Here is a 19,399-nt window from a genome sequence, read left to right on the forward strand (position 1 = left end):
CTAGGACGTGGTGCGGCGGCCGAGGGTTGCCTTCGACAACCCCTCGAGATCGTCGGCGGGTCAGCCGGCCCAACGCCCGGTCAGATAGGTCAGCGCGAACAACGTCGACAGGGGTACGGCGAGACAGAAGTACGCGGTCCTGAAGCGTGGTGCGCGCAGGCTCCAGGCGGCGAGCGTGACCCACAGCGGCCACCACAGGAGGGTGGCCCGGGGGATGGACTGGTACCAGTAGGACGTGCCCAGGGCCCACAGGCTGAGGCCGATGTAGACGGCTTCGGGCCAGTGGCGGCGTCGGATCAGGAGGGCCGCGAGCGCCAGCCCGATGAGCATGGCGAGGAGTTCGGCCTGGAACATGAACGCGTAACCGGTGGTCTGGACGTGGCCGAACGCGGACTCCCAGGTCGTGCTCCAGGAGTCCCAGGGCGCGTGGAAGTGGCGGTACCACCCGCGCTCCTGGGCATGCTTCCAGGCCATCCAGTCACCGGTGTGGGAGTGCAGGTACCAGGCGTAGAGGACGGCCGGCAGGGCGGGAAGGGCGAGCCACGGCAGCGGGCGCCACTCGGCGCGGGTACGGGCGGTCAGGACGAAGTGCACGGCGAGGGCCGCGGCGAGGAAGAGGCCGCTGATGCGTACGGTCGTGGCCAGGGCGGCCAGCGTGGCGGCGAGGGGCCAGGCGCGGCGGTGGGCGGCGAGCCAGGCGGGCAGGGCGAGGGCGAGGAAGAGCGACTCGCTGTACCCGGCGGCCAGGAAGATCGCACACGGCGAGAGCAGCAGGAGCTGCGCAGTCCGCCGGCCGGCGTTCGCGTCGGGCAGGTAGAGGCGGGCGATCCGTACGAGCGCCAGAACCGCCACGCCTCCGGCGACGAACGAGATCAGCAGCCCGGCCGCGGTCCAGTGCGGGACGACGGTGTGGACGGCCCGGAGGGCGAGGGGGAACCCGGGGAAGAAGGCCTCGCGATTGTCCCAGTCGGCGTCCCACGGGCCGTCTCCCGCGGGGAAGTAGCCGTCGCGCGCCACGTTCAGGAAGTGCCCCCAGTCCCATCGTTCGAAGACTGCGAGGACGGGGCCGGGGTCGTGCGTGCCGGGATCGGCGGGGAAGAGCCATCGCGCGCAGTACGCGGTGGTCCACAGGGCGGTGCGCGTCAGCAGATACAGCCAGAGCACGTCCCGGTCCTCGGCGGTCAGCCGCAGGCGGAGGAGGTGGCGGGTGCGGCGGACGCGGTCGGCGCGGGCAACGCGACGGGCGCTCGCCTCCGCGCCGGAACGGGGGAGGGGGACCGACGTCGTCTCTTCCCGCGGCCACGACCGCGACCGCAACTGCGACCTCGACCTGGGGGATATCACAGACATAGGGAACTTTCGTCAGGGTGAGCGGGGTGAGCGGGGTGAGAAGGCATGGCGGATCGCGCGACGGCGGCGCGCGTCGCGAGGAAGGGCGGTGGTGATCAGACGGGTGCGGTGATCAGGGGGGTGTGGTGGTGACCTGCCCGGAGGGCTGCGTCGTGGTGGCCGACGGATCGCCCGGGGTGGTGCCCTCGCTGGTGGGGGAGGTCGACGAAGTCGTGCTGCTCCCGGGTGGCCGGGTGGTCTCCCCGGGAGACGGTGCGTGGGGCGAGGGGCTGGTGGCCGGGGCGACGGGAGCCGGTGCGTCCGACAGGAGAGCGGCCGCGGTCAGCCCGCCACCGGCGAAGAGCAGGCACGCGGCCCCCGCCGCGACGGCGACGCGGCGCCGGTGCGTGCGCCGGGCGCGCTCGGCGATGCGCGCGACCGGTACGGCACGGGCGCGGGACTGTCCGGAGGCGGCGGCCTGCCGGAACAGCTCGCGAAGGGGGTCCTGGGGTTCCTGGGGTTCAAGCACCGGGGTCCTCCTCGACGTTCCGGGGCTGCAGACGATCGGCGAGCGCGACCCGGCCGCGGACCAGGTGCGTCTTGACGGTGCTGGCGGACTGTCCCGTCTCGCCGGCGATCTGTTCGACGCTCAGGTCGCACAGGTAGTGCAGCGTCACCGAGCGGCGCTGCTGGGCGGGCAGCTCGCGCAGCGCGTCGATGAGCACCACGTACTCGGGGCCCGGGCCCTCGACGGGCGGTGGAGCGCCCGCGCGATCCCAGGCTTCCGACGCGCGCCTGCGAAAACGCCAACGACTCACGGCCAGGCGCCAGGCGACCGTACGGATCCACGCCTCCGGCTGCCCGTCGCGATCGAGCTGCCGTCGCCGGCTCCATCCCTTGACGAACGCCTCCTGTACGACGTCCTGAGCCTCGTGCAGATCGCCCAGCATCACGTACAGCTGCCCTGTGAGTCGCGCGACCGCCTGCTCGTAGAACGCCTCGAACTCCTCAACGGTCAACACTCGCTCCCGGATCTTTCGCTTCACCACGCATACGCCTGGCACCAGGCATCCGGTTGACACGGCCCACGCATCGAGAGAGTGATGGTGATCACGGAACCAAAGAGACGGGACACGCGTCGCCCCGATCCGACCATTTCCGGACGAAGAACGCCCGGCCCGTCGACGGCCCGTCAGCCGCTCGGCCGAGCGGCCCCGCCCGGTCGGCGTCGTGAGCGGTGGTCGGCGTGTGCCGTTGCGGGCGGCTCGAATGCGCTGTTTCCCCGCATGTGTCGCTCGGTTAACGTCGATGGCCGAACACAGCTTCGCCTTGCACGGCGTCGGCAGCGCTCGCTGCCGCGACACCGAGAGGGAGGTACCTGTGCGCGCACTCGTCTACCTGGGCCCCGGTTCCGTCGAGCTCCAAGAGCGTCCGGCACCGCGCGCGGCGGCTGCCGACGATGTGGTGGTGAAGGTCGTCGGCACCGGGATCTGCGGGACCGACCGGAAGATTCTGCACGGCCGCTTCCCGGCCAGACCGGGTGTCGTGCTCGGGCACGAATCGGTCGGTCTCGTCCAGGAGGTGGGCGCCGGGGTGCGCTCGCTCGCCGTGGGGGACCGGGTCGTGGTCAACCCGACCCTGTACTGCGGATGGTGCGTGCCGTGCATGCGCGGGGCGACGAACTTCTGCCGGAACAAGGCGGGGACGGAGGTCGGCGTGGACCGCGACGGGACCTACGCCGACGCGGTGGTGCTGCCGGAGCGTTTCGTCCGGCGCGTGCCCGACGGGATGTCCTTCCGCAGCGCGGTGCTCATCGAACCGCTCGCCTGCGTCCTGAACAACGTGCAGGCCGCCGAGCTGACGGTCGACGACACCGTGACCGTGCTCGGCGCGGGACCGATCGGCGCGCTCGTCGCCCTCGTGGCCGCCCGCACTGCGCGGTCCGTCACGGTGGCCGAGACGGACGACTACCGGCTGTCCAGGGCGCGCGAGCTGTTCGAAGCCGTGGTGGACGTGGTGGACGTGTCCCGAACGGACGCGGCGGAGGCCCTCGTGAAGGCCTCGGGCGGCGACCGGCCGGCCGTCGTGTTCGACACCACCGGGAGCGGTCTGGAGGACGCCCTGCGCCTGGTCGACGACGGAGGCCGGATCGTGCTCATGGGCTTCGACGACAGCTACAGCACGCCTCTGCGCCCACTTCAGCTGACCAATCGTGGAATCCGGCTGGTCGGAGCCGGTGACTTCCGGGGAGACACCTTCCCCGTGGCCGTCGACCTGGCGGGCGCTCTGGGATTGGAGCGCCTGGTGACGCACGAGTTCCCGCTGGAGGAGTACGAGGACGCGCTCGGCGCCTTGGGCGGGGTCGGTGGCGGCATCGGCGCCGATGGAGATGGCGATGGCGGGGGGACGAGTGGTCGGTACGACGCCATGAAGGTCGTCATCCGTTCCGACGCCGGCCCGGTCGGCGCCGACGGCTGGCCGGTGGGCGCGTGAGCGGGCCTCGGTTCGGGTCGCTGGAGTCCGGTGGGACGAAGTTCGTCTGCCTGGTCGGATCGGCGCCCGACCGGATCGAGGACGAGATCCGCTTCCCCACCGGAGCACCGGAACCGACGCTGGCCAGAGCCGTCGCCTTCTTCGAGGAGGCCGCGGTGAAGGGCCCGCTGGACGCCGTGGGCATCGCGTCCTTCGGCCCGCTGGAGCTGCGCCGCTCGCATCCCCTGTACGGGCATCTCGCCGCGACGCCGAAGCCAGGGTGGAGCGGGGTGGACGTCGCGGGGACGGTCGCGGCGGCGCTCGGCGTGCCGGTCGCCATCGACACCGACGTCAACGGCGCGGCGCTCGGCGAGGGCCGCTGGGGCGCCGCCCGGGACCGGGACACCTTCGTCTACCTGACGGTCGGCACCGGGATCGGCGGCGGCGCGGTGATCGGCGGCCGCGTCATCACCGGACTGGTCCACACCGAGATGGGGCATCTGAGCGTGCCCCGCGTACCGGACGACGACTTCCCGGGATCCTGCCCCTTCCACGGGGACTGCTGGGAGGGCATGGCGGGCGGCGAGGCGGTCGCCGCCCGCTGGGGACGGCCGGCCGAGGAGCTGACCGGCGAGACGCTCCGCCGCGCCCTGCACCTGGAGGCGGTCTATCTCGCCTCCGGGCTGCGCGACATCATCTACACCACCGCGCCCGAACGCATCGTGATCGGGGGCGGGATGGCCGTACTGCCCGGCCTCTTCCCCCTCGTACGGGACGAGCTCGCCCGTACCCTGGCCGGATACCCGGGCCTGCCGGAACACGCCGCCGACGACTTCGTGGTCCCGGCCGCCCTCGGCCGGCTCGCCGGGCCGGCGGGAGGCCTCGTACTGGCCGAGCGGGCCGCCGAGCAGGCACGGCGCGCGGCCGGCGGCGGGGCGTCGAGACCGTCCGCGCACGTCTCGGGCGTACCGCCGTTGGAGGAAGAGCCCGCGTGAGTCGGGCCGCGAACGGGAAGGCCCACCGGCATGACGTTCGGTGACCACGCCGCCCTGGACGCGCCGACCCGTGCGTGGCTGACGGAGCGGGCGCTGCCCGGCCTGAGCCTGTCGGACGTGAGGCTGCTGCCCGGCGGGTTCACCAACGACATGCGTCTGGTGACGACACGGCAGGGGGAGCGGTACGTCCTCCGTCGCTACCTCTCCAGCGGGACCCGGATGCGCCGCAACAACTGTGCCGTGGAGTCGGCCGTCCTGGAACGGGCGGCTCCGACCGTGCCGGTGGTCGATGTCGTCGCGTCCGATCCGTACGGGTCGGCCACGGGCAGGCCCGCGCTGGTGTACCGCTTCGCCGAGGGCATTCCGCTGAGCCGGGCGCTCGCCGAGCATCCGAGTGCGGCCGGGGCGGCGGAGCTCGGTGCGGCGGTGGGCGGGGTCCTGGCCCGCATCGCGGCAGTACGGCTGCCCCGACCGGGTCCCTTCCACGACCCCACCCTCGTACCGGCCGAGGACGGTGACGGGGCCGCCGACCTGCCGGACTTCGTCGAGCGCTGCCTGGCAACCGGCGGCGCCGGCCACGCTCTGACGCCCGCCGAGACCGACGCGCAGACGCCCGCCGAGGCCCATGCTCTGACGCCCGCCGAGGCCGACGCGTTGCGCGCACTCGCCGCGCGCACCGCTCACCGGGTCGCCGACGTGAGCGGCCACAGCCGCCTCGTCCACTGCGACTTCAACCCCAAGAACGTGCTGGTCTCGCGGGCGGGCGGCCGGTGGGACGTGGTGGCGGTACTGGACTGGGAGCAGGCGTTCAGCGGCTCGCCGCTCTACGACATCGGCAACATGCTGCGCTTCTCCCCTCTCTACCCGCCCGCGTTCGTCGACGGGTTCGTCTCCGGGTACCGGAACGCGGGTGGGGCGCTGCCGGACGACTGGCGCGAACTCAGCCGGATCCTCGATCTGTTCACCCTGGCGGACATTCTCACCGCACCACCGGACGCCGAATGCTTCGCTCAGGCGCGGACGGTGCTGCTGAGCCATCTGTCGGAAGAATGACCTTGGTGTTCGTTGCCCTTGATGTTCATGGCCAATAGCCGCTCCTCAACAGGCTGGTAATTTCTTCTCAGTCAATTGCGTGGCCGCTATGCTTCCGGGAGCCGAAAGATCCTTGAACAAGGGAGAATTTCGCAGTGGAGAACACGCTGACGCCGACCCCCACGGTCAGGTGCAACGGGACCCCGCCCACTCCCGAGCAGAAGGAAGGACCCTTCTACAAGCCCGACACCCCCCACAAGCCCGACTTCAGGGGGGATGTGGAAGGCGGCACGCCCCTGCTGTTGCACGGCAGCATCGTCACCCCCGAGGGCAAGCCCGTCGCCGGCGCGCTTCTCGACTTCTGGCAGGTCGGGGACGAGGGCGTCTACGACGAGGAGGGCTTCCGGCTCCGGGGCCACCTGTTCGCCGACAGCGACGGGAACTGGCAGCTGGAGACCGTGTTGCCGGCCGTGTACCCGGGTCGTACGCGCCACGTGCACGTCAAGGTGCAGCCCCCGGACGGCGAGGTGCTGACCACGATGCTGTACTTCCCGGACGAGCGGCGCAACCACCTGGACAAGTACTTCAGGCCGGAGTGCCTGATGGACGTCCGTCGCACCGAGGACGGCTGGGACGCCGCGTACACCTTCGTGCTGGACATCTGACATTCCAGCTCAGAGATTCCCTCGCAAGGACGCGACGCATTCGATGCATTCGACGGATGCGACGGATCCGTACGGGAAATTCTGATGCGCGGGGGCCGCTCACCTCGGATGGGGTGGCCCCCGTCGAAGGGCGCATGCCGGGCACGCAGAATTGTCGCGCCGTGAGCAGCCGGAGAAATAGCCGGAGACGCGGCGGGAGATACTCGGGAGATACATGGTCGACTTGACGCACGCCCAGAATTTGATCTATTACCCGGTCAGCGACTATCTGATGGATCACGGTGAAGGGATCTATCTGTACGACGCGGACGGGAATCAGTACATCGACTGCGCGTCCGGCACCTTCAACCTCAGTCTCGGCTACAGCCACCCCGAAGTGCTCAAGGCGATGCGCGACCAGATCGAGCGGCTCGTGCACGCGACCTCGACGTTCCAGACCACCCCGGTCAACGACCTGGTGCGGCGCCTGGTCGAGATCACCCCCGAGAACCTCACCAAGGTGCACCTCAAGGTCTCGGGCGGCTCCACCGCCAACGAGGGCGCGGTCAAGATGGCCCAGATCAGCACCGGCCGGCGTGACGTCGTCACCCTCTTCCGCAGTCATCACGGCCAGACGATGATGACGACCACCATGTCGGGCGAATCGTTCCGCAAGGCCCCGTTCCCGCATCTGATGCCCGGCGTGCTCCAGGTGCCCGACCCCTACTGCCTGCGCTGCTTCTACCGGCAGAGCCCCGACAGCTGCGGACTGCTCTGTGTCGAGCGGATCAACGACTTCCTCGACCACGCCAGTTCGGGCAGTGTCGCCTGTGTCGTCGTGGAACCGGTCTCGGGCAGCGGCGGGAACATCGTGCCGCCCGACGGGTACCTCGCAGCGCTGCGCACCCTCTGCGACGAGCGGGGCATCGCGCTGATCTTCGACGAGATACAGACGGGCATCGGCCGGGTCGGCCGGATGTTCGCCGCGGAGCACTTCGGCGTCCGGCCCGACATCCTGACCACAGGCAAGGGGCTCGGCGGCTCCGGCGCCCAGGTCGCCGCCATCATCGCCGACGAGCGGATGTCGGGACTCAGCGGTGACCATCACTCGTTCACCTACGGCGGCAACATCCTGGCGGCGGCGGCCGCGTCGGCGACCCTCGATGTCATCGGCCGCCCCGGCTTCCTGGAGAACGTACGCGAGGTGGGAGCCCACATCATGGAGCGCCTGCGGCTGCTGGCGGCGGCGCATCCGTCCGTCGTCGACGTGCGCGGACTCGGCCTGATGATCGGCATCGAGATCGGTGACGACGAGGGCCGCCCCCACAGTGAACGGGCCCAGGCCCTGGCGCGGCGCGGGATGGAGCACGGCCTGATCCTGCGTACCTCGCGGTACGGCCGTGGCAACGTGATCAAGATCCGGCCCCCGCTCGTCATCACCCGGGCCGAGGCAGATCTGCTCTGCGACCGCCTCGACGCCCTGTTCACCTCGGAGGCGGCATCAAGGAGGGCGGCATGAAGGACTACGTCGTACGGCTCGCCTCGTCGGTGCGCGACGCGGTGCTGGCCGCGCGGAACCGGCTCGACAGCCGACTCGTACGGGGCCATTCGCCCGGCGGCGACGCGCAGTTCGGTCTCGACGACGTGGCGGAGGCCGCGGTCTGGAAGCACGTCGTCGACGGGGGCGTACCCGTCGCCGTCTACTCCGAGGACCGGGGACTGCAGTTCCACGGCGACACACCCGAGTACCTGCTCGTCGTCGACCCCATCGACGGCACGCGGCCCGCCGTCGCCGGACTCGAATCGGCCACCGTCTCCGTCGCCGTGGCCCGGCTGACCGACCGGCCCCGCATCGCGGATGTGGAACACGCGCTGCTCATGGAGATGACGACAGGGGCCTATCTCTACGGGGAGCGCGGTTCGGACGGGGTGACCGCCCACGGCTACGGGCGCCCCGTACCGTCCCTGACGACGACCACCGACCTCTCCCGGATGTTCTGGTCACTCGAATTCAACGGCCACCCGGCCCGGCTCATGACCGACGCGTACGGCCACCTCATCGACCGCTCCGCCAACACCGGCGGTGTGTTCGTCTTCAACAGCGCCACCTACTCGATCTCCCGGCTGCTCACGGGCCAGCTCGACGCCTACGTCGATATCGGCAACCGGCTGCTGCGCGACGACCCCGGGCTCCTCCCCGAGTTCGAGCGGGTCGGCAACGGAAGCGTGCTCCACCTGTTCCCGTACGACATCGCCGCGGCGGTCTTCCTCGCCGAGAAGGCCGGCGTCGTCATCACCGACGGCTACGGCATGCCGCTCGGCGACACCGCGCTGACCGACCTGAGCGTCGACAACCAGCGCTCCTGCGTGGCCGCCTCCACCCCCGAACTCCACAAGGCACTGCTTGAGGAGATCCGATGGAGGGCCTGACCCGGCGCGAACACGCCAGGATCCCGCCCGTGCCCGATGCACCCACGTCCGATGCACCCGTGTCCGATGCCCCCACGTCCGAGGCACCCGATCCCGGTGACGCCGCCGAGTTCCGTGCGCTCCTGGATCGCCTCTCCGACAAGGCGACGGCGGACTACTACAACCCGTACACCACCTTCGACTGGCCCAAGTCGATCCCCACCGACGACTTCTGGATGTCCCCGGAACTCCTCACGGTCCACGGCACCGAGGCGATGGAGACACTGACCCCGGAGCAGCTGCGCGCGCTGAGCCGGTGGGAGAGCATCCACTTCTACAGCCTGAACGTGCACGGCATCAGGGAACTGCTCATCGAGGTCATGCGGCGGATCCACACGCCCGGCTTCGAGACCCCGTCGGAGTTCTTCCACCACTTCGTCGGCGAGGAGAACGACCACATGTGGTTCTTCGCCACGTTCTGCCTCACGTACGCCGGGAGGATCTACCCCGACAAGAAGCTGCGACTGCCCGAGACGCCACGGGACCCGGCGGTCGAGAACTTCCTGGTCTTCGTCCGCATCCTGGTCTTCGAGCAGATCGTCGACCACTACAACGTCCGGCTCGCGGCCGACGAACGGCTGCACCCCACCATCCGCCACATCAACCGCCTTCACCACCAGGACGAATCCCGCCACATCGCCTTCGGGCGGCGACTGGTCGAACTGCTGTGGGAGCGGCTCGTGGCGGCCGGCATGGACGAGCGGACCCGCCGCGCGACGGGTGCCTACGTCGACCGCTACATCACCACGAGCATGGAGTCGTTCTACAGCCCCGCCGTCTACCGCGACGCGGGGATCCCGGACGGATACGCGCTCCGGCAGCGGCTGCTCACCCACCCGGCCCGACGGGCCGCCCACGCCCGGGTGCTGCACAAGACCACGGACTTCCTCACCCGGATCGGGGTGCTCGATGCCGGGAAGTGACTCCGCGGCGGACATCACTCCCTGGACCGTGCGCGACGGACTCGCCTCCTTCGGGGAACCCGCGACCCTGCTGCTGCACGCCCTGGACGAGGTGTTCACGGAGTGGGGGACCCGGGCGGGAGCCGTACGGATGACGTTCCCGCCCCTGCTCGCCGCCGACGACCTGCGCACCCTCGACTACTTCCGCAACTTTCCGCACCTCGGCAGTACGGTCTCCCGCATCCGGACCGACCGCCTCGACACGCACAGCCGAGGCACCACAGGCGGCCCCGTGCCCGCGCGGGACCTCGCGGACGCCGGCCACCTGCTGCCCTCCGCCGCCTGCTACGGCTGCTTCGTGCACTTCTCCGGAACCACGACCGACACCCCGCTCCGGGTGAGCACGGTCGCCCGGTGCTTCCGCCACGAGGACCACTACGACGGACTGCGCAGACTCTGGGGCTTCACCATGCACGAGACCATCTGCATCGGCTCCGCCAGGCAGGTCGGCGAGCACCTCGAACAGCACCATGAGCGGCTCGCCGGCTTCGCCGCCGACCTGGGCCTCTCGCTCTCCCGGGAGCCGGCGACCGACCCCTTCTTCGAGAAGGAGGGCTCGCGCACCCTCATGCAGTTGCTCGCACCGGTCAAGGACGAGTACGTGCACACCGACGGCACCGCCGTGGCCTCGATGAACAACCACCGGAACTTCTTCGGGGAACGCCGCTCCCTCGCGTACGAAGGGAAGGCCGCGTTCACCGGCTGTGTCGCGTTCGGCCTGGAGCGCTGGGTGCATGTGCTGAACGAACGCTTCGAGGGCGACCTGCGGGCAGCGACTGTCGCCGTACGGAAGGCCGGGGAGGAGGCATGAGCCGTCTCCGGTCCGTTCTCGGCCTCGAACTCCCGCTGCTCCAGGCGGGCATGGGCGGCATCGCGGGGCCCGAACTGTGCGCCGCGGTCTCCGGGGCCGGGGCCGGGGGAACCCTCGCGCTGTACAAGGAGCCCCCGGAGCGGGTGCGTGAGCTCGTACGCGCCGTGGTCGCCTCGACCTCCCGCCCCTTCGGGGTGAACGTCATCCCCGAAGTGGCCGGACCGGTGCTCTGCCGGGCCCAACTGAGCGTCGCCCTTGAGGAGTTGCCCGGGCACGCCTTCGTCACCAGTTTCGGACTGCCGGACGCCTGGGTGGCCCACGACGTCGTGCGGTCGGGCCGTGCGCTGGTGATCCAGGTCGGCACGCTCCACGACGCCGCCGCGGCCCTCCGCCTGGGGGCGGGGGTCCTCGTTCTCCAGGGCACCGAGGCGGGCGGGCACCATCTCGGTGAACTGCCCGCCGAGCGGCTGCTGTACGACGTACGCGCGCGGTACCCAGATGCCGTGCTCGTGGTGGCGGGCGGCGTCGCCACCGGTCGCGACCTGGTACGGGTCCTGGCCCGGGGCGCGGACGGGGCGATGGCCGGGACCCTCTTCGTCCCCACGGTGGAGTCCGCCGCGCATCCGCACTACAAAGAGCGCGTGGCCGAGGCGACGGCCGACGACACCGTCGTCACCACACGCTTCGACATCGGCTGGCCCCGGCGTCCGCACCGCGTCCTGCGGAACCCCGTGACGGGGAACGATCCCCGCCGACCCGCGACCTTCATCGCGACGACCCTCGCGGGCGGGCGCCGGCTGCCCGTACCCCGCTACAGCGCGGCCGTGCCCGTGGCCGCGACGGTGGGCCGCATCGAGGAGATGGCGATGTACTGCGGCCGGTCCTGTTCCCGGGTCACCGGGCAGCGCCCGGCGGCCGTCGTCGTCGAGCAGTTCCGCCGCACGTACGAGGCGGCCGACCCGTCCCGCGAGACAACCACGGAAGGTGGGCCATGGACGTCGCGCTCAAACCGGTGACCGATTGGCTGCGGGCCAGGAACCCGGAGACCGGGGAGATCCCGGCCGATCTCGACCTGATCGAGAACCGGCTCATCGACTCCCTCGGCTTCATGGAGTTCATCCTGCTGCTCGAAGACCTCGTCGGCCGCGAACTCCCCCTGGAGGAACTGGACGTGGACCGCTTCCGCTCGCTCCGGGCCATCCACGACAACTTCCTGTCCCCGTAGGACGGCAGGGTTCTCAGCCGGAGGTCACACCGTGGAACACGGACAGGTCGTCTCGCTGCATCTGGCTCCTTTCGCCGGTGCTCCCACGTCGTCCGTCGGGTGGGCCCGCGCCGTCACCGGCCGCGGCCTCGTCGGAGACCGCAACTACTGGGCAGGCGCCGGGCCGCGTGCCGGACAGCGGGGTACCGGACGCGCGTCCGGGGTCTGCGACGTGACCCTGATCGAGCTCGAAGCACTGGAGGCCCTCACCGAGGACACCGGCATCGAGCTGTCCGTCGCGGAGTGCCGGCGGAACGTCATCTGCCGGGGGATACGGCTCAACCCCCTGGTGGGAACCGAGTTCCAGGTCGGCGGGGTGACGCTCCGGGGGCTCAAGCTGAGCGAACCCTGCCTCCGGCTCGAACAGCTGACCCGCCCCGGCCTGCTGCGCGGCCTCCTCCACCGGGGCGGGCTGCGCGCCGAAGTGACCCACGGCGGCCCGATCCTCGTCGGGGACCCGGTGGGCCAGGTCAGCGACATCACCGCCCGGCACCGCTGAGACGACCGCCCCGCACCGAGGAGCACCGCCCATGACCGACGCCGGCAGGGGCATCGGAAACCGTCCCTGCTCGGAGGTCCGGGTGCACGTACCCACGGCCGCCCCCGTCGACCTACGCGCCGCCGTCCGCGAAGCCGTACATGCCGTCCACGCCCCACTCGGGGCCGGGACCGCCCCGCCCGAGTGGCGCCGCACCACCTCCGGGGACGCCCGGTGGGCCGACACCCTGACGAGGCCGGTCGCCCACCAGCCCCGGCTCATCCAAGCGAGCGAAAGAAATTCGGGCGTCGATGTCGAGAACCCCCGACCGGCTCCGTCCCCGGGGTGAACGTGACCACAATGGGTCGCACCGCACCGAGGAGAACCATCATGGCCAAGTACCTGCTCCTGAAGCACTACCGAGGCGCTCCCTCCGCCGTCAACGACGTGCCCATGGACCAGTGGACGCCGGAGGAGATCTCGGCGCACGTCCAGTACATGCGCGACTTCGCGGACCGGCTCGAAAAGACCGGCGAGTACGTCGACGGTCAGGCGCTCTCCCCGGAGGGCACCTTCGTCCGGTACGACGGCGCGGGGCGCCCGCCGGTCACCGACGGCCCGTTCGCCGAGACCAAGGACCTGATCGCCGGATGGATGGTGATCGACGTCGAGACCTACGAGCGGGCGCTCGAACTGGCCGGCGAGCTGTCCGCGGCGCCGGGCGCGGGCGGAAAGCCGATCCACGAGTGGCTCGAACTGCGCCCGTTCCTGTCCACGCACCCCACCATCACGGAGTGACTCCTCAGGTGACTCTCCGACGACCTGCCCGCTGGTCCGCCCGATGACCTCCCCGACGGCCTCTCCCCTGGACGAGGCCCTGCTCAGGAGCCTCACGCCGAGCGTGCTCGGGATCCTCGTCCGCCGCGGAGCCGACTTCGCGGCGGGCGAGGACGCCGTACAGGACGCGCTGGTGGAGGCGATCCGCGTCTGGCCGGCAGGCCTGCCCCGGGACCCGAAGGGCTGGCTGGTCACCGTGGCATGGCGCAAGTTCCTCGACGCCACCCGGGCGGACACCGCCCGGCGCCGGCGCGAGGACCTGGTCGAGGAGCAGCCGCCGCCCGGGTCCGCGCCCGCGACGGACGACACGCTCCAGCTCTACTTCCTGTGCGCCCACCCCTCGCTGACGCCGTCGTCCGCGGTCGCCCTCACCCTGCGTGCCGTGGGCGGGCTGACCACCCGCCAGATCGCCCAGGCCTATCTGGTGCCCGAGGCGACGATGGCGCAGCGGATCAGCCGTGCCAAGCGCACGCTCTCCGGGAACGGGGCATCCCCTGCCCGAGCGGAGCCGAGGGCTCGGGGAATGTTCGACCGGCCCGGCGATGTCGCCACCGTGCTGCGCGTCCTCTACCTGGTCTTCAACGAGGGTTACTCCGGCGATGTCGACCTCGCCGCCGAGGCCATCCGGCTCACCCGGCAGCTCGCCGCCGTCATCGACCACCCCGAAGTCGCGGGCCTGCTCGCCCTCATGCTGCTCCACCATGCCCGGCGCGCCGGGCGCACCGCAGCCGACGGCAGCCTGGTGGCGCTCGCCGAACAGGACCGGGGCCGGTGGGACACCGCGCTGATCGCCGAGGGCGTCGAGATCCTGCAGGCGGCCCTCGCCCGTGACCGGCTCGGCGAGTTCCAGGCCCAGGCCGCCATCGCCGCGCTCCACGCCGACGCACCCACCGCCGACGAGACCGACTGGGTGCAGATCGTCGAGTGGTACGACGAGCTCGCGGGGCTGACCGACAGCCCCGTCGTCCGGCTCAATCGCGCGGTGGCCGTCGGCGAGGCCGACGGACCCCGCGCCGGGCTCGCGGCGCTCGCGGACCTGGCCGACTCCTCCCCGGGTTCCTCCACTCGGGGACATCCCCTGCCCCGCTACACCGCGGCGGCGGCGTACCTCCATGAGCGCGCCGGAGACCTGGCGACGGCGGCACGGCTGTACGCGGACGCGGCCCGCGAGGCACCCAACCTCGCCGAACGCGACTATCTGACACGCCAGGCGGCCCGCCTCAACACCCACAGGAGCCGCTGACGGATCACGCCGTACAAGGGGGCGGCGGGCAAGGCGGTGCGGACCTCCTGCGGCCGCTCGTACGGGCTCAGCCGCTCTCCTGCTCGCGGCTGAAAGCGGCCGCCAGGACCTTCGCCGCGACCAGCGGGTGGAACAGGACGGCGGGTGAGGCCGTCATGTTGACCACGCGGACGAAGCGCGACCACACCGCCGCGTCCTTCACCGCCACCCGGAACAGCCGCGTGTTGAACCAGTGCGCGATCCGGGCACCGGCCGGCTGCCGCAGGGGGGTCCACATCAGGTCCGAGTTGGTGGACAGCGTCCACGGCGCGAGGAGCAGCCGGCCGACGCGCCGCTGGAAGTTCCGCGCGACACCGTCGAGGGGCCGGCCCGCGGCCCGCTGCCGGGTGAGCGTCGTGTGCAGCAGATCGGCCTCCATCGCGGCGACGGTGAGCCCCTGCCCGTACACGGGGTTGAAGACGCAGACCGCGTCGCCGACCGCCACGAGCCGGTCGGGCCAGTCCTTGACGAGGTGGTACGGCGCCACCGGTTGTCCACGTTGGTGTAACGGTACGTGGGCTCCTGAACCGATCGCCGTGCCAGCTGCTCGGCCAGATGCGGGTTGTCCAGGGCGTGGGCGAACTCCAGGTATCCGTCGTCGTCGGTGGGCGGCTGCTGCTGGAACCCGAACAGGGAGCGCGTCCACCGGCCGCCCTCGACGGCCAGGAGCACACCCGCGCATGCCACGCGCGGCGCGAACAGCATCTGGTAGGCGATGAAGAAGTCCGGATGGCCTTCCTCGGGCCGGTCGAAGTTCATCGAGGTGTACGTGACCTTCGCCTTCACCGTCCGCTGCGCGGGCACCGTGACGCCGAACCCGCCCGGGAAACAGCTTCTCGAGGACCCTTGGCCAGCATCGCGTGCGCGTGATAGCCCTGCGGCGCGCCCGGGTGGCTGCCGGCGACCGGGCCGGCTACGGAGCCTGTCAGTTGAGGGCGTCGTCCATGGAGCTCTGCCAGTACGTCACGCGCAGCGAGCTGTCGACGTACACGCCCTTGCCGGCGAGCCGGGGCCTGGCGGTCGTGCCGTCGGTGAAGCCGACCGTGAGGCTCGCCGTCGTGTAGCCGTGCTGTCCGCTGCCGTCGGCGGCGGACAGGATCACGCCCGCGTACCCGGACTCACCCGGGGCGAGGGTCACGACCGCCTGAGGGTGGGTCTCCTCGATGACCGGCGGGACGGACTGGGCCTCACCGAAGCGGGCGACCGGATAGCCGAGGAGGTCGCAGAGGGCGGAGCCGGTGTTGGTGACGGTGAGCAGCATGTGGTTGAGCGGGCGGGCGACCGGGGTGGCGGTGGTCTTGGTGTCGCCCGCGCCGCACTGCTTGTTCCGCGAGGGCCCGCTCGTGTCGTCGCCGCCGCCGGATGTCGAGGTGTTCGCCCCGCTGTTGCCACCGGAGCCGCTGCTTCCGGCGGAGGTGGTGCCGCCGGACTTCCCGCCGGTGGTGGCGCCCGTGGTCGTACCGCCGTTCTTCGAACCGCCGGTCGATCCGCCGTTCGCCGAGCCGCCGTTCGATCCGGCCGTCGAGCCACTCGTGGAGCCCGCCGTCTTGCCGGACGAACCGCCCTGGGGCTTCGCCGTCGGGCTGCCCGCAGGGGTCGTGGTCGGGGTCTCGGCCGGCTGCGTGGCCGAGGCGGTGGGTTCGACGGAAGTCGCGGCGGCGCCTTCGTCCTTCGCGGCGCCGCTGCCGCAGGCGGTGAGCGAAAGCGTGGCGACCGCGAGCGTCGTGGCGACGAGAAGACGGGTGCGGGTGGTGCGTCCGGACATGGGAGTCCCCCTCAAGGATGGGGTCGGAAATCGGTCGTTGTGCGGCGTCGGCCGCCGGTTCCCCGTGGCGGCCTTGCTTCGCCGACCACAGCTTGTGACAAGATCCGTTCCAGCTGCCGCTCCTACCGGGTGGTACGGGACGCTGGAATGAAATCAAGGCGCTGACCTGCACTGATGTCCCTGTCCGGGGATGCGGGAACGAACGCCGGAAGAGGGTGGAACGGTGGCGGGGGACGAGTTCGCGGCGCTGTTGGGACAACTCAAGGAGCGCTCGGGGCTCAGCTACGGCACGCTCGGCAAGCGCCTGCACCTGAGCGCCTCGACCTTGCACCGGTACGTCAACGGGGACGCCGTGCCGGTGGATTACGCGCCCGTGGAGCGGTTCGCGCGACTGTGCCGCGCGACTCCTGACGAACTCGTCGAGCTGCACCGGCTGTGGGTGCGGGCGGACGTGTCGCGTCAGCGGAAGACCCCGGCCGTCGGGTCGGACAGGGGCACCGGGCCGGATGTGGCCGCAGAGCCGGAGCCGTCGTCCGAGGCGATGCCCGAGCCGTCCTCCGATGCGTCGACGACGAAACCGGCGCCCGCGGACGAACTCGCCGTGACAGCCCCGACTCCCGCGGCATCGGTCTCAGCCCCTCAGGCGCGCCGGCGGCTCCGGCGTACCGCCGTGATCGTCGGCACCGCCGCGGTCGCCGCCGCCGTGGCGGTCGCGCTCGTCATGAACATCTCGGGCGGGGACGGACCGGAGAAGGAACGGTGGGCGGGCGACGCGGCCGTTCCCTCCGGAGCGCCGGGGCAGTCCGGGCCCTCCGCCGGCAAGGCGACGGGGACGGCGTTCGCGCCGACCGTCGCCACCGCGCCCCACACCTGGGAAGGGCCCTGCAGTCAGCACTATCTGATCGACCGTGAGCCCGAGCAGGTTCCGCCGCCGCCCACGGAGCAGGACGCGCCGGGATGGATCGCCGCGCTCGATGCGGTGCCGGGCGGGGACCAGCTGCTCCGGCTGACCGTGCAGGGCACCGGGAAGCAGACGGTCGTCCTGGAGGCCCTCCACGTCCGGGTCGTGAGCAAGAAGGCGCCCCTGGCCTGGAACGACTACGTGATGGGCGTCGGATGCGGCGGCGCCGTGTCGACGAAGGCCTTCGCCGTCGATCTCGACGCCGGCCGGCCCACCGCCGTCCCCGCGGGCGGGCAGCGGACGTTCTCGTACAAGACGAGCGAGTCCGACCCCGTGATCTTCAACGTGGCCGCGCGCGCCCAGGCGCACGACGTCAGCTGGTACCTGGAACTCGTCTGGTCCAGCGGCAAGGAGCACGGCACGCTCCGCGTCGACGACCACGGCCGCCCGTTCCGTACCAGCGGCAACCTCGCCCGGCCCGCGTACGCCTACCCCTTGGGCTGGACCGAGTGGATCGACAACGACGTCGACACCGAAGGGCGTTAGCGGGGGTCGGGGCGGCCACCAGGCCGCCACCGACCGGATCGGGGACCGCCTCGGTGGCGGCGCGGTGTGATGGTCCGGCGACAATGACGTGACGTCGCCCGCACGCAACGCCACTTTCGATGACAACGAAGGCGAGACACGCCCATGAACGTCAGCGCACACATGGAAGCCGTCTACGCGGAGGTCCGCCGGCGCAACCCCGGGGAGGCGGAGTTCCACCAGGCGGCGGCCGAGGTCCTCGACTCCCTCGCGCCCGCGCTGGAGCGGCACCCCGAGTACGCCGAGACCGGGATCCTGGAGCGACTGTGCGAGCCCGAGCGGCAGTTGCTCTTCCGGGTTCCCTGGGTCGACGACCACGGCACCGTGCGGGTGAACCGGGGCTTCCGGGTGGAGTTCAACAGCGCCCTCGGCCCGTACAAGGGAGGGCTGCGGTTCCACCCGAGCGTCAACCTCGGCATCGTGAAGTTCCTCGGCTTCGAGCAGATCTTCAAGAACGCGCTGACCGGGATGGCGATCGGCGGCGGCAAGGGAGGCGCCGACTTCGACCCCAAGGGCCGCTCGGACGCCGAGATCATGCGCTTCTGCCAGTCCTTCATGACCGAGCTCTACCGTCACCTGGGCGAGCACACCGACGTGCCGGCCGGTGACATCGGTGTGGGCGCGCGGGAGATCGGTTACCTCTTCGGCCAGTACAAGCGGATCACCAACCGTTACGAGTCCGGCGTCCTCACCGGTAAGCCGGTGGGCTGGGGCGGCTCCCACGTCCGTACCGAGGCCACGGGCTACGGCGCGGTCTACTTCGCGGAGGAGATGCTCGCCACGCGCGGCCACGGCTTCGACGGGCGCCGGGTCGTGGTCTCCGGCTCCGGCAACGTGGCCGTGTACGCCGCGGAGAAGGTGCACGCCCTCGGCGGCCGGGTCGTGGCCTGCAGCGACTCCTCCGGGTACCTCGTCGACGAGGACGGCATCGACCTCGATCTGCTCAAGGACATCAAGGAGGTGCGCCGGGCCAGGATCTCCGCCTACGCGGAGGCGAAGCAGACCGCGCACTTCTCCGCCCGGGGCACGGTGTACGACGTCCCGTGCGACATCGCCCTGCCCTGCGCGACCCAGAACGAGCTGGGTCTCGACGACGCCGTGGCCCTGGTCAAGCACGGGGTCCTCGCCGTCGCCGAGGGCGCGAACATGCCCTGCACTCCGGAGGCGGTGAAGGTGTTCCGGGAGGCCGGTGTCCTCTTCGGCCCGGGCAAGGCCGCCAACGCGGGCGGCGTGGCCACGTCGGCCCTCGAAATGCAGCAGAACGCGGCCCGCGACAGCTGGACCTTCGAGCAGACCGAGGCCCGGCTCGCCTCGGTGATGCGCGGTGTCCATGCCCAGTGCCGCGCCACGGCGGAGGCGTACGGCGGCAACCCCGAGGACTACGTCCTCGGCGCCAATGTGGCCGGGTTCCTGCGGGTGGCGCAGGCGATGACGGCCCAGGGCGTCATCTGAGTCCTCCGCAGACCCGCTCCCGGGCGGAGGAACTGCCCCGTCCCGCGTGCCACTCGGCGCGCGGGGCGTTCAGGCGGCGGCCGACGGGGGTACGACAGGGGGCGGCCAAGCCCGGCAGCGT

Annotated in this window: 21 protein-coding genes; 16 read left to right on the top strand and 5 right to left on the bottom strand. The window is 71.3% G+C overall.

Going from position 1 to position 19,399, the window contains the following annotated elements; translation table 11 throughout:
- Positions 1 to 60 precede the first annotated feature (60 nt).
- From OG462_RS36180 to OG462_RS36190, 3 genes are all read right to left on the bottom strand, one after another.
- On the bottom strand, positions 61 to 1,350 hold the full coding sequence (locus tag OG462_RS36180; RefSeq protein ID WP_406064374.1) for a mannosyltransferase family protein: 1,290 nt from the start codon (positions 1,348 to 1,350) through the stop codon (positions 61 to 63).
- 112 nt (positions 1,351 to 1,462) lie between these two features.
- Positions 1,463 to 1,858, bottom strand: coding sequence for a hypothetical protein (locus OG462_RS36185; RefSeq protein ID WP_406064376.1), 396 nt, complete (start codon positions 1,856 to 1,858; stop codon positions 1,463 to 1,465).
- Positions 1,851 to 2,348, bottom strand: coding sequence for a SigE family RNA polymerase sigma factor (locus tag OG462_RS36190; RefSeq protein ID WP_406064378.1), 498 nt, complete (start codon positions 2,346 to 2,348; stop codon positions 1,851 to 1,853). The genes OG462_RS36185 and OG462_RS36190 overlap by 8 nt, the downstream gene beginning before the upstream one ends.
- Positions 2,349 to 2,709: 361 nt before the next feature.
- Between OG462_RS36190 and OG462_RS36195 the strand changes: the two genes are divergently transcribed.
- From OG462_RS36195 to OG462_RS36260, 14 genes are all read left to right on the top strand, one after another.
- Positions 2,710 to 3,822 (top strand): zinc-binding dehydrogenase, encoded by a 1,113-nt coding sequence (locus OG462_RS36195; protein WP_406064380.1) that lies wholly within the window; start codon positions 2,710 to 2,712, stop codon positions 3,820 to 3,822.
- On the top strand, positions 3,819 to 4,796 hold the full coding sequence (locus OG462_RS36200; RefSeq protein ID WP_406064382.1) for an ROK family protein: 978 nt from the start codon (positions 3,819 to 3,821) through the stop codon (positions 4,794 to 4,796). Before OG462_RS36195 ends, OG462_RS36200 begins: the two co-directional genes overlap by 4 nt.
- Positions 4,797 to 4,826: 30 nt before the next feature.
- Positions 4,827 to 5,849 (top strand): phosphotransferase family protein, encoded by a 1,023-nt coding sequence (locus OG462_RS36205; protein WP_406064384.1) that lies wholly within the window; start codon positions 4,827 to 4,829, stop codon positions 5,847 to 5,849.
- A 134-nt stretch (positions 5,850 to 5,983) separates the two neighbouring features.
- Entirely contained in the window at positions 5,984 to 6,493 is a 510-nt protein-coding gene (locus OG462_RS36210) for a hypothetical protein (RefSeq protein ID WP_406064386.1), read from the top strand.
- A 271-nt stretch (positions 6,494 to 6,764) separates the two neighbouring features.
- Positions 6,765 to 7,991: an aspartate aminotransferase family protein gene (locus tag OG462_RS36215; RefSeq protein WP_406064388.1), complete on the top strand. Its 1,227-nt coding sequence runs from the start codon at positions 6,765 to 6,767 to the stop codon at positions 7,989 to 7,991.
- Positions 7,988 to 8,902 carry an inositol monophosphatase family protein gene (locus tag OG462_RS36220; RefSeq protein ID WP_406064390.1) on the top strand — a complete coding sequence of 305 codons (915 nt, stop codon included), beginning with the start codon at positions 7,988 to 7,990 and terminating at the stop codon, positions 8,900 to 8,902. Before OG462_RS36215 ends, OG462_RS36220 begins: the two co-directional genes overlap by 4 nt.
- A gap of 59 nt (positions 8,903 to 8,961) precedes the next feature.
- A complete protein-coding gene (locus OG462_RS36225) occupies positions 8,962 to 9,864 on the top strand; it encodes a diiron oxygenase (RefSeq protein WP_406064392.1) in 903 nt (300 codons plus the stop codon).
- The gene (locus OG462_RS36230; protein WP_406064394.1) at positions 9,851 to 10,714 is read left to right on the top strand and encodes a hypothetical protein; all 864 of its coding nucleotides are present in this window, start codon (positions 9,851 to 9,853) and stop codon (positions 10,712 to 10,714) included. The genes OG462_RS36225 and OG462_RS36230 overlap by 14 nt, the downstream gene beginning before the upstream one ends.
- A complete protein-coding gene (locus OG462_RS36235) occupies positions 10,711 to 11,730 on the top strand; it encodes an NAD(P)H-dependent flavin oxidoreductase (protein ID WP_406064396.1) in 1,020 nt (339 codons plus the stop codon). The genes OG462_RS36230 and OG462_RS36235 overlap by 4 nt, the downstream gene beginning before the upstream one ends.
- Positions 11,706 to 11,939 (top strand): acyl carrier protein, encoded by a 234-nt coding sequence (locus OG462_RS36240; RefSeq protein ID WP_406064398.1) that lies wholly within the window; start codon positions 11,706 to 11,708, stop codon positions 11,937 to 11,939. Before OG462_RS36235 ends, OG462_RS36240 begins: the two co-directional genes overlap by 25 nt.
- 31 nt (positions 11,940 to 11,970) lie before the next feature.
- Positions 11,971 to 12,477 carry an MOSC domain-containing protein gene (locus OG462_RS36245; RefSeq protein ID WP_406064399.1) on the top strand — a complete coding sequence of 169 codons (507 nt, stop codon included), beginning with the start codon at positions 11,971 to 11,973 and terminating at the stop codon, positions 12,475 to 12,477.
- 31 nt (positions 12,478 to 12,508) lie between these two features.
- Positions 12,509 to 12,805, top strand: coding sequence for a hypothetical protein (locus tag OG462_RS36250; RefSeq protein ID WP_406064401.1), 297 nt, complete (start codon positions 12,509 to 12,511; stop codon positions 12,803 to 12,805).
- Between the two features lie 41 nt (positions 12,806 to 12,846).
- Positions 12,847 to 13,254: a YciI family protein gene (locus tag OG462_RS36255; protein WP_406064403.1), complete on the top strand. Its 408-nt coding sequence runs from the start codon at positions 12,847 to 12,849 to the stop codon at positions 13,252 to 13,254.
- A gap of 67 nt (positions 13,255 to 13,321) precedes the next feature.
- Complete coding sequence (locus OG462_RS36260; RefSeq protein WP_406066854.1) at positions 13,322 to 14,536, top strand: RNA polymerase sigma factor; 1,215 nt, start codon at positions 13,322 to 13,324, stop codon at positions 14,534 to 14,536.
- A 67-nt stretch (positions 14,537 to 14,603) separates the two neighbouring features.
- Here the strand turns inward: OG462_RS36260 and OG462_RS36265 are convergent, their stop codons facing one another.
- Entirely contained in the window at positions 14,604 to 15,062 is a 459-nt protein-coding gene (locus OG462_RS36265; protein ID WP_406064404.1) for an NAD(P)/FAD-dependent oxidoreductase, read from the bottom strand.
- A gap of 438 nt (positions 15,063 to 15,500) precedes the next feature.
- Positions 15,501 to 16,340, bottom strand: a complete 840-nt coding sequence (locus OG462_RS36270) for a DUF4232 domain-containing protein (RefSeq protein WP_406064406.1) — start codon at positions 16,338 to 16,340, stop codon at positions 15,501 to 15,503.
- Between the two features lie 223 nt (positions 16,341 to 16,563).
- Here OG462_RS36270 and OG462_RS36275 point away from each other — a divergent pair, with 223 nt between their 5' ends.
- The gene (locus tag OG462_RS36275; RefSeq protein WP_406064408.1) at positions 16,564 to 17,787 is read left to right on the top strand and encodes a helix-turn-helix domain-containing protein; all 1,224 of its coding nucleotides are present in this window, start codon (positions 16,564 to 16,566) and stop codon (positions 17,785 to 17,787) included.
- 144 nt (positions 17,788 to 17,931) lie between these two features.
- Positions 17,932 to 19,278: an NADP-specific glutamate dehydrogenase gene (gene gdhA / locus OG462_RS36280; protein ID WP_406064410.1), complete on the top strand. Its 1,347-nt coding sequence runs from the start codon at positions 17,932 to 17,934 to the stop codon at positions 19,276 to 19,278.
- Positions 19,279 to 19,399: the final 121 nt, after the last annotated feature.

Origin of the sequence: Streptomyces sp. NBC_01077 (assembly GCF_045162855.1) — a bacterium.
In the GTDB taxonomy this organism is placed as follows: Bacteria; Actinomycetota; Actinomycetes; order Streptomycetales; family Streptomycetaceae; genus Streptomyces.

Bases quoted from the DNA above. Each gene is read 5' to 3' on its own strand.
- OG462_RS36180 (WP_406064374.1), bottom strand. From the start codon at position 1,350: ATGTCTGTGATATCCCCCAGGTCGAGGTCGCAGTTGCGGTCGCGGTCG.
- OG462_RS36205 (WP_406064384.1), top strand. From the start codon at position 4,827: ATGACGTTCGGTGACCACGCCGCCCTGGACGCGCCGACCCGTGCGTGG.
- OG462_RS36215 (WP_406064388.1), top strand. From the start codon at position 6,765: ATGGATCACGGTGAAGGGATCTATCTGTACGACGCGGACGGGAATCAG.
- OG462_RS36220 (WP_406064390.1), top strand. From the start codon at position 7,988: ATGAAGGACTACGTCGTACGGCTCGCCTCGTCGGTGCGCGACGCGGTG.
- OG462_RS36230 (WP_406064394.1), top strand. From the start codon at position 9,851: ATGCCGGGAAGTGACTCCGCGGCGGACATCACTCCCTGGACCGTGCGC.
- OG462_RS36235 (WP_406064396.1), top strand. From the start codon at position 10,711: ATGAGCCGTCTCCGGTCCGTTCTCGGCCTCGAACTCCCGCTGCTCCAG.
- OG462_RS36240 (WP_406064398.1), top strand. From the start codon at position 11,706: ATGGACGTCGCGCTCAAACCGGTGACCGATTGGCTGCGGGCCAGGAAC.
- OG462_RS36250 (WP_406064401.1), top strand. From the start codon at position 12,509: ATGACCGACGCCGGCAGGGGCATCGGAAACCGTCCCTGCTCGGAGGTC.
- OG462_RS36255 (WP_406064403.1), top strand. From the start codon at position 12,847: ATGGCCAAGTACCTGCTCCTGAAGCACTACCGAGGCGCTCCCTCCGCC.
- OG462_RS36270 (WP_406064406.1), bottom strand. From the start codon at position 16,340: ATGTCCGGACGCACCACCCGCACCCGTCTTCTCGTCGCCACGACGCTC.
- gdhA (WP_406064410.1), top strand. From the start codon at position 17,932: ATGAACGTCAGCGCACACATGGAAGCCGTCTACGCGGAGGTCCGCCGG.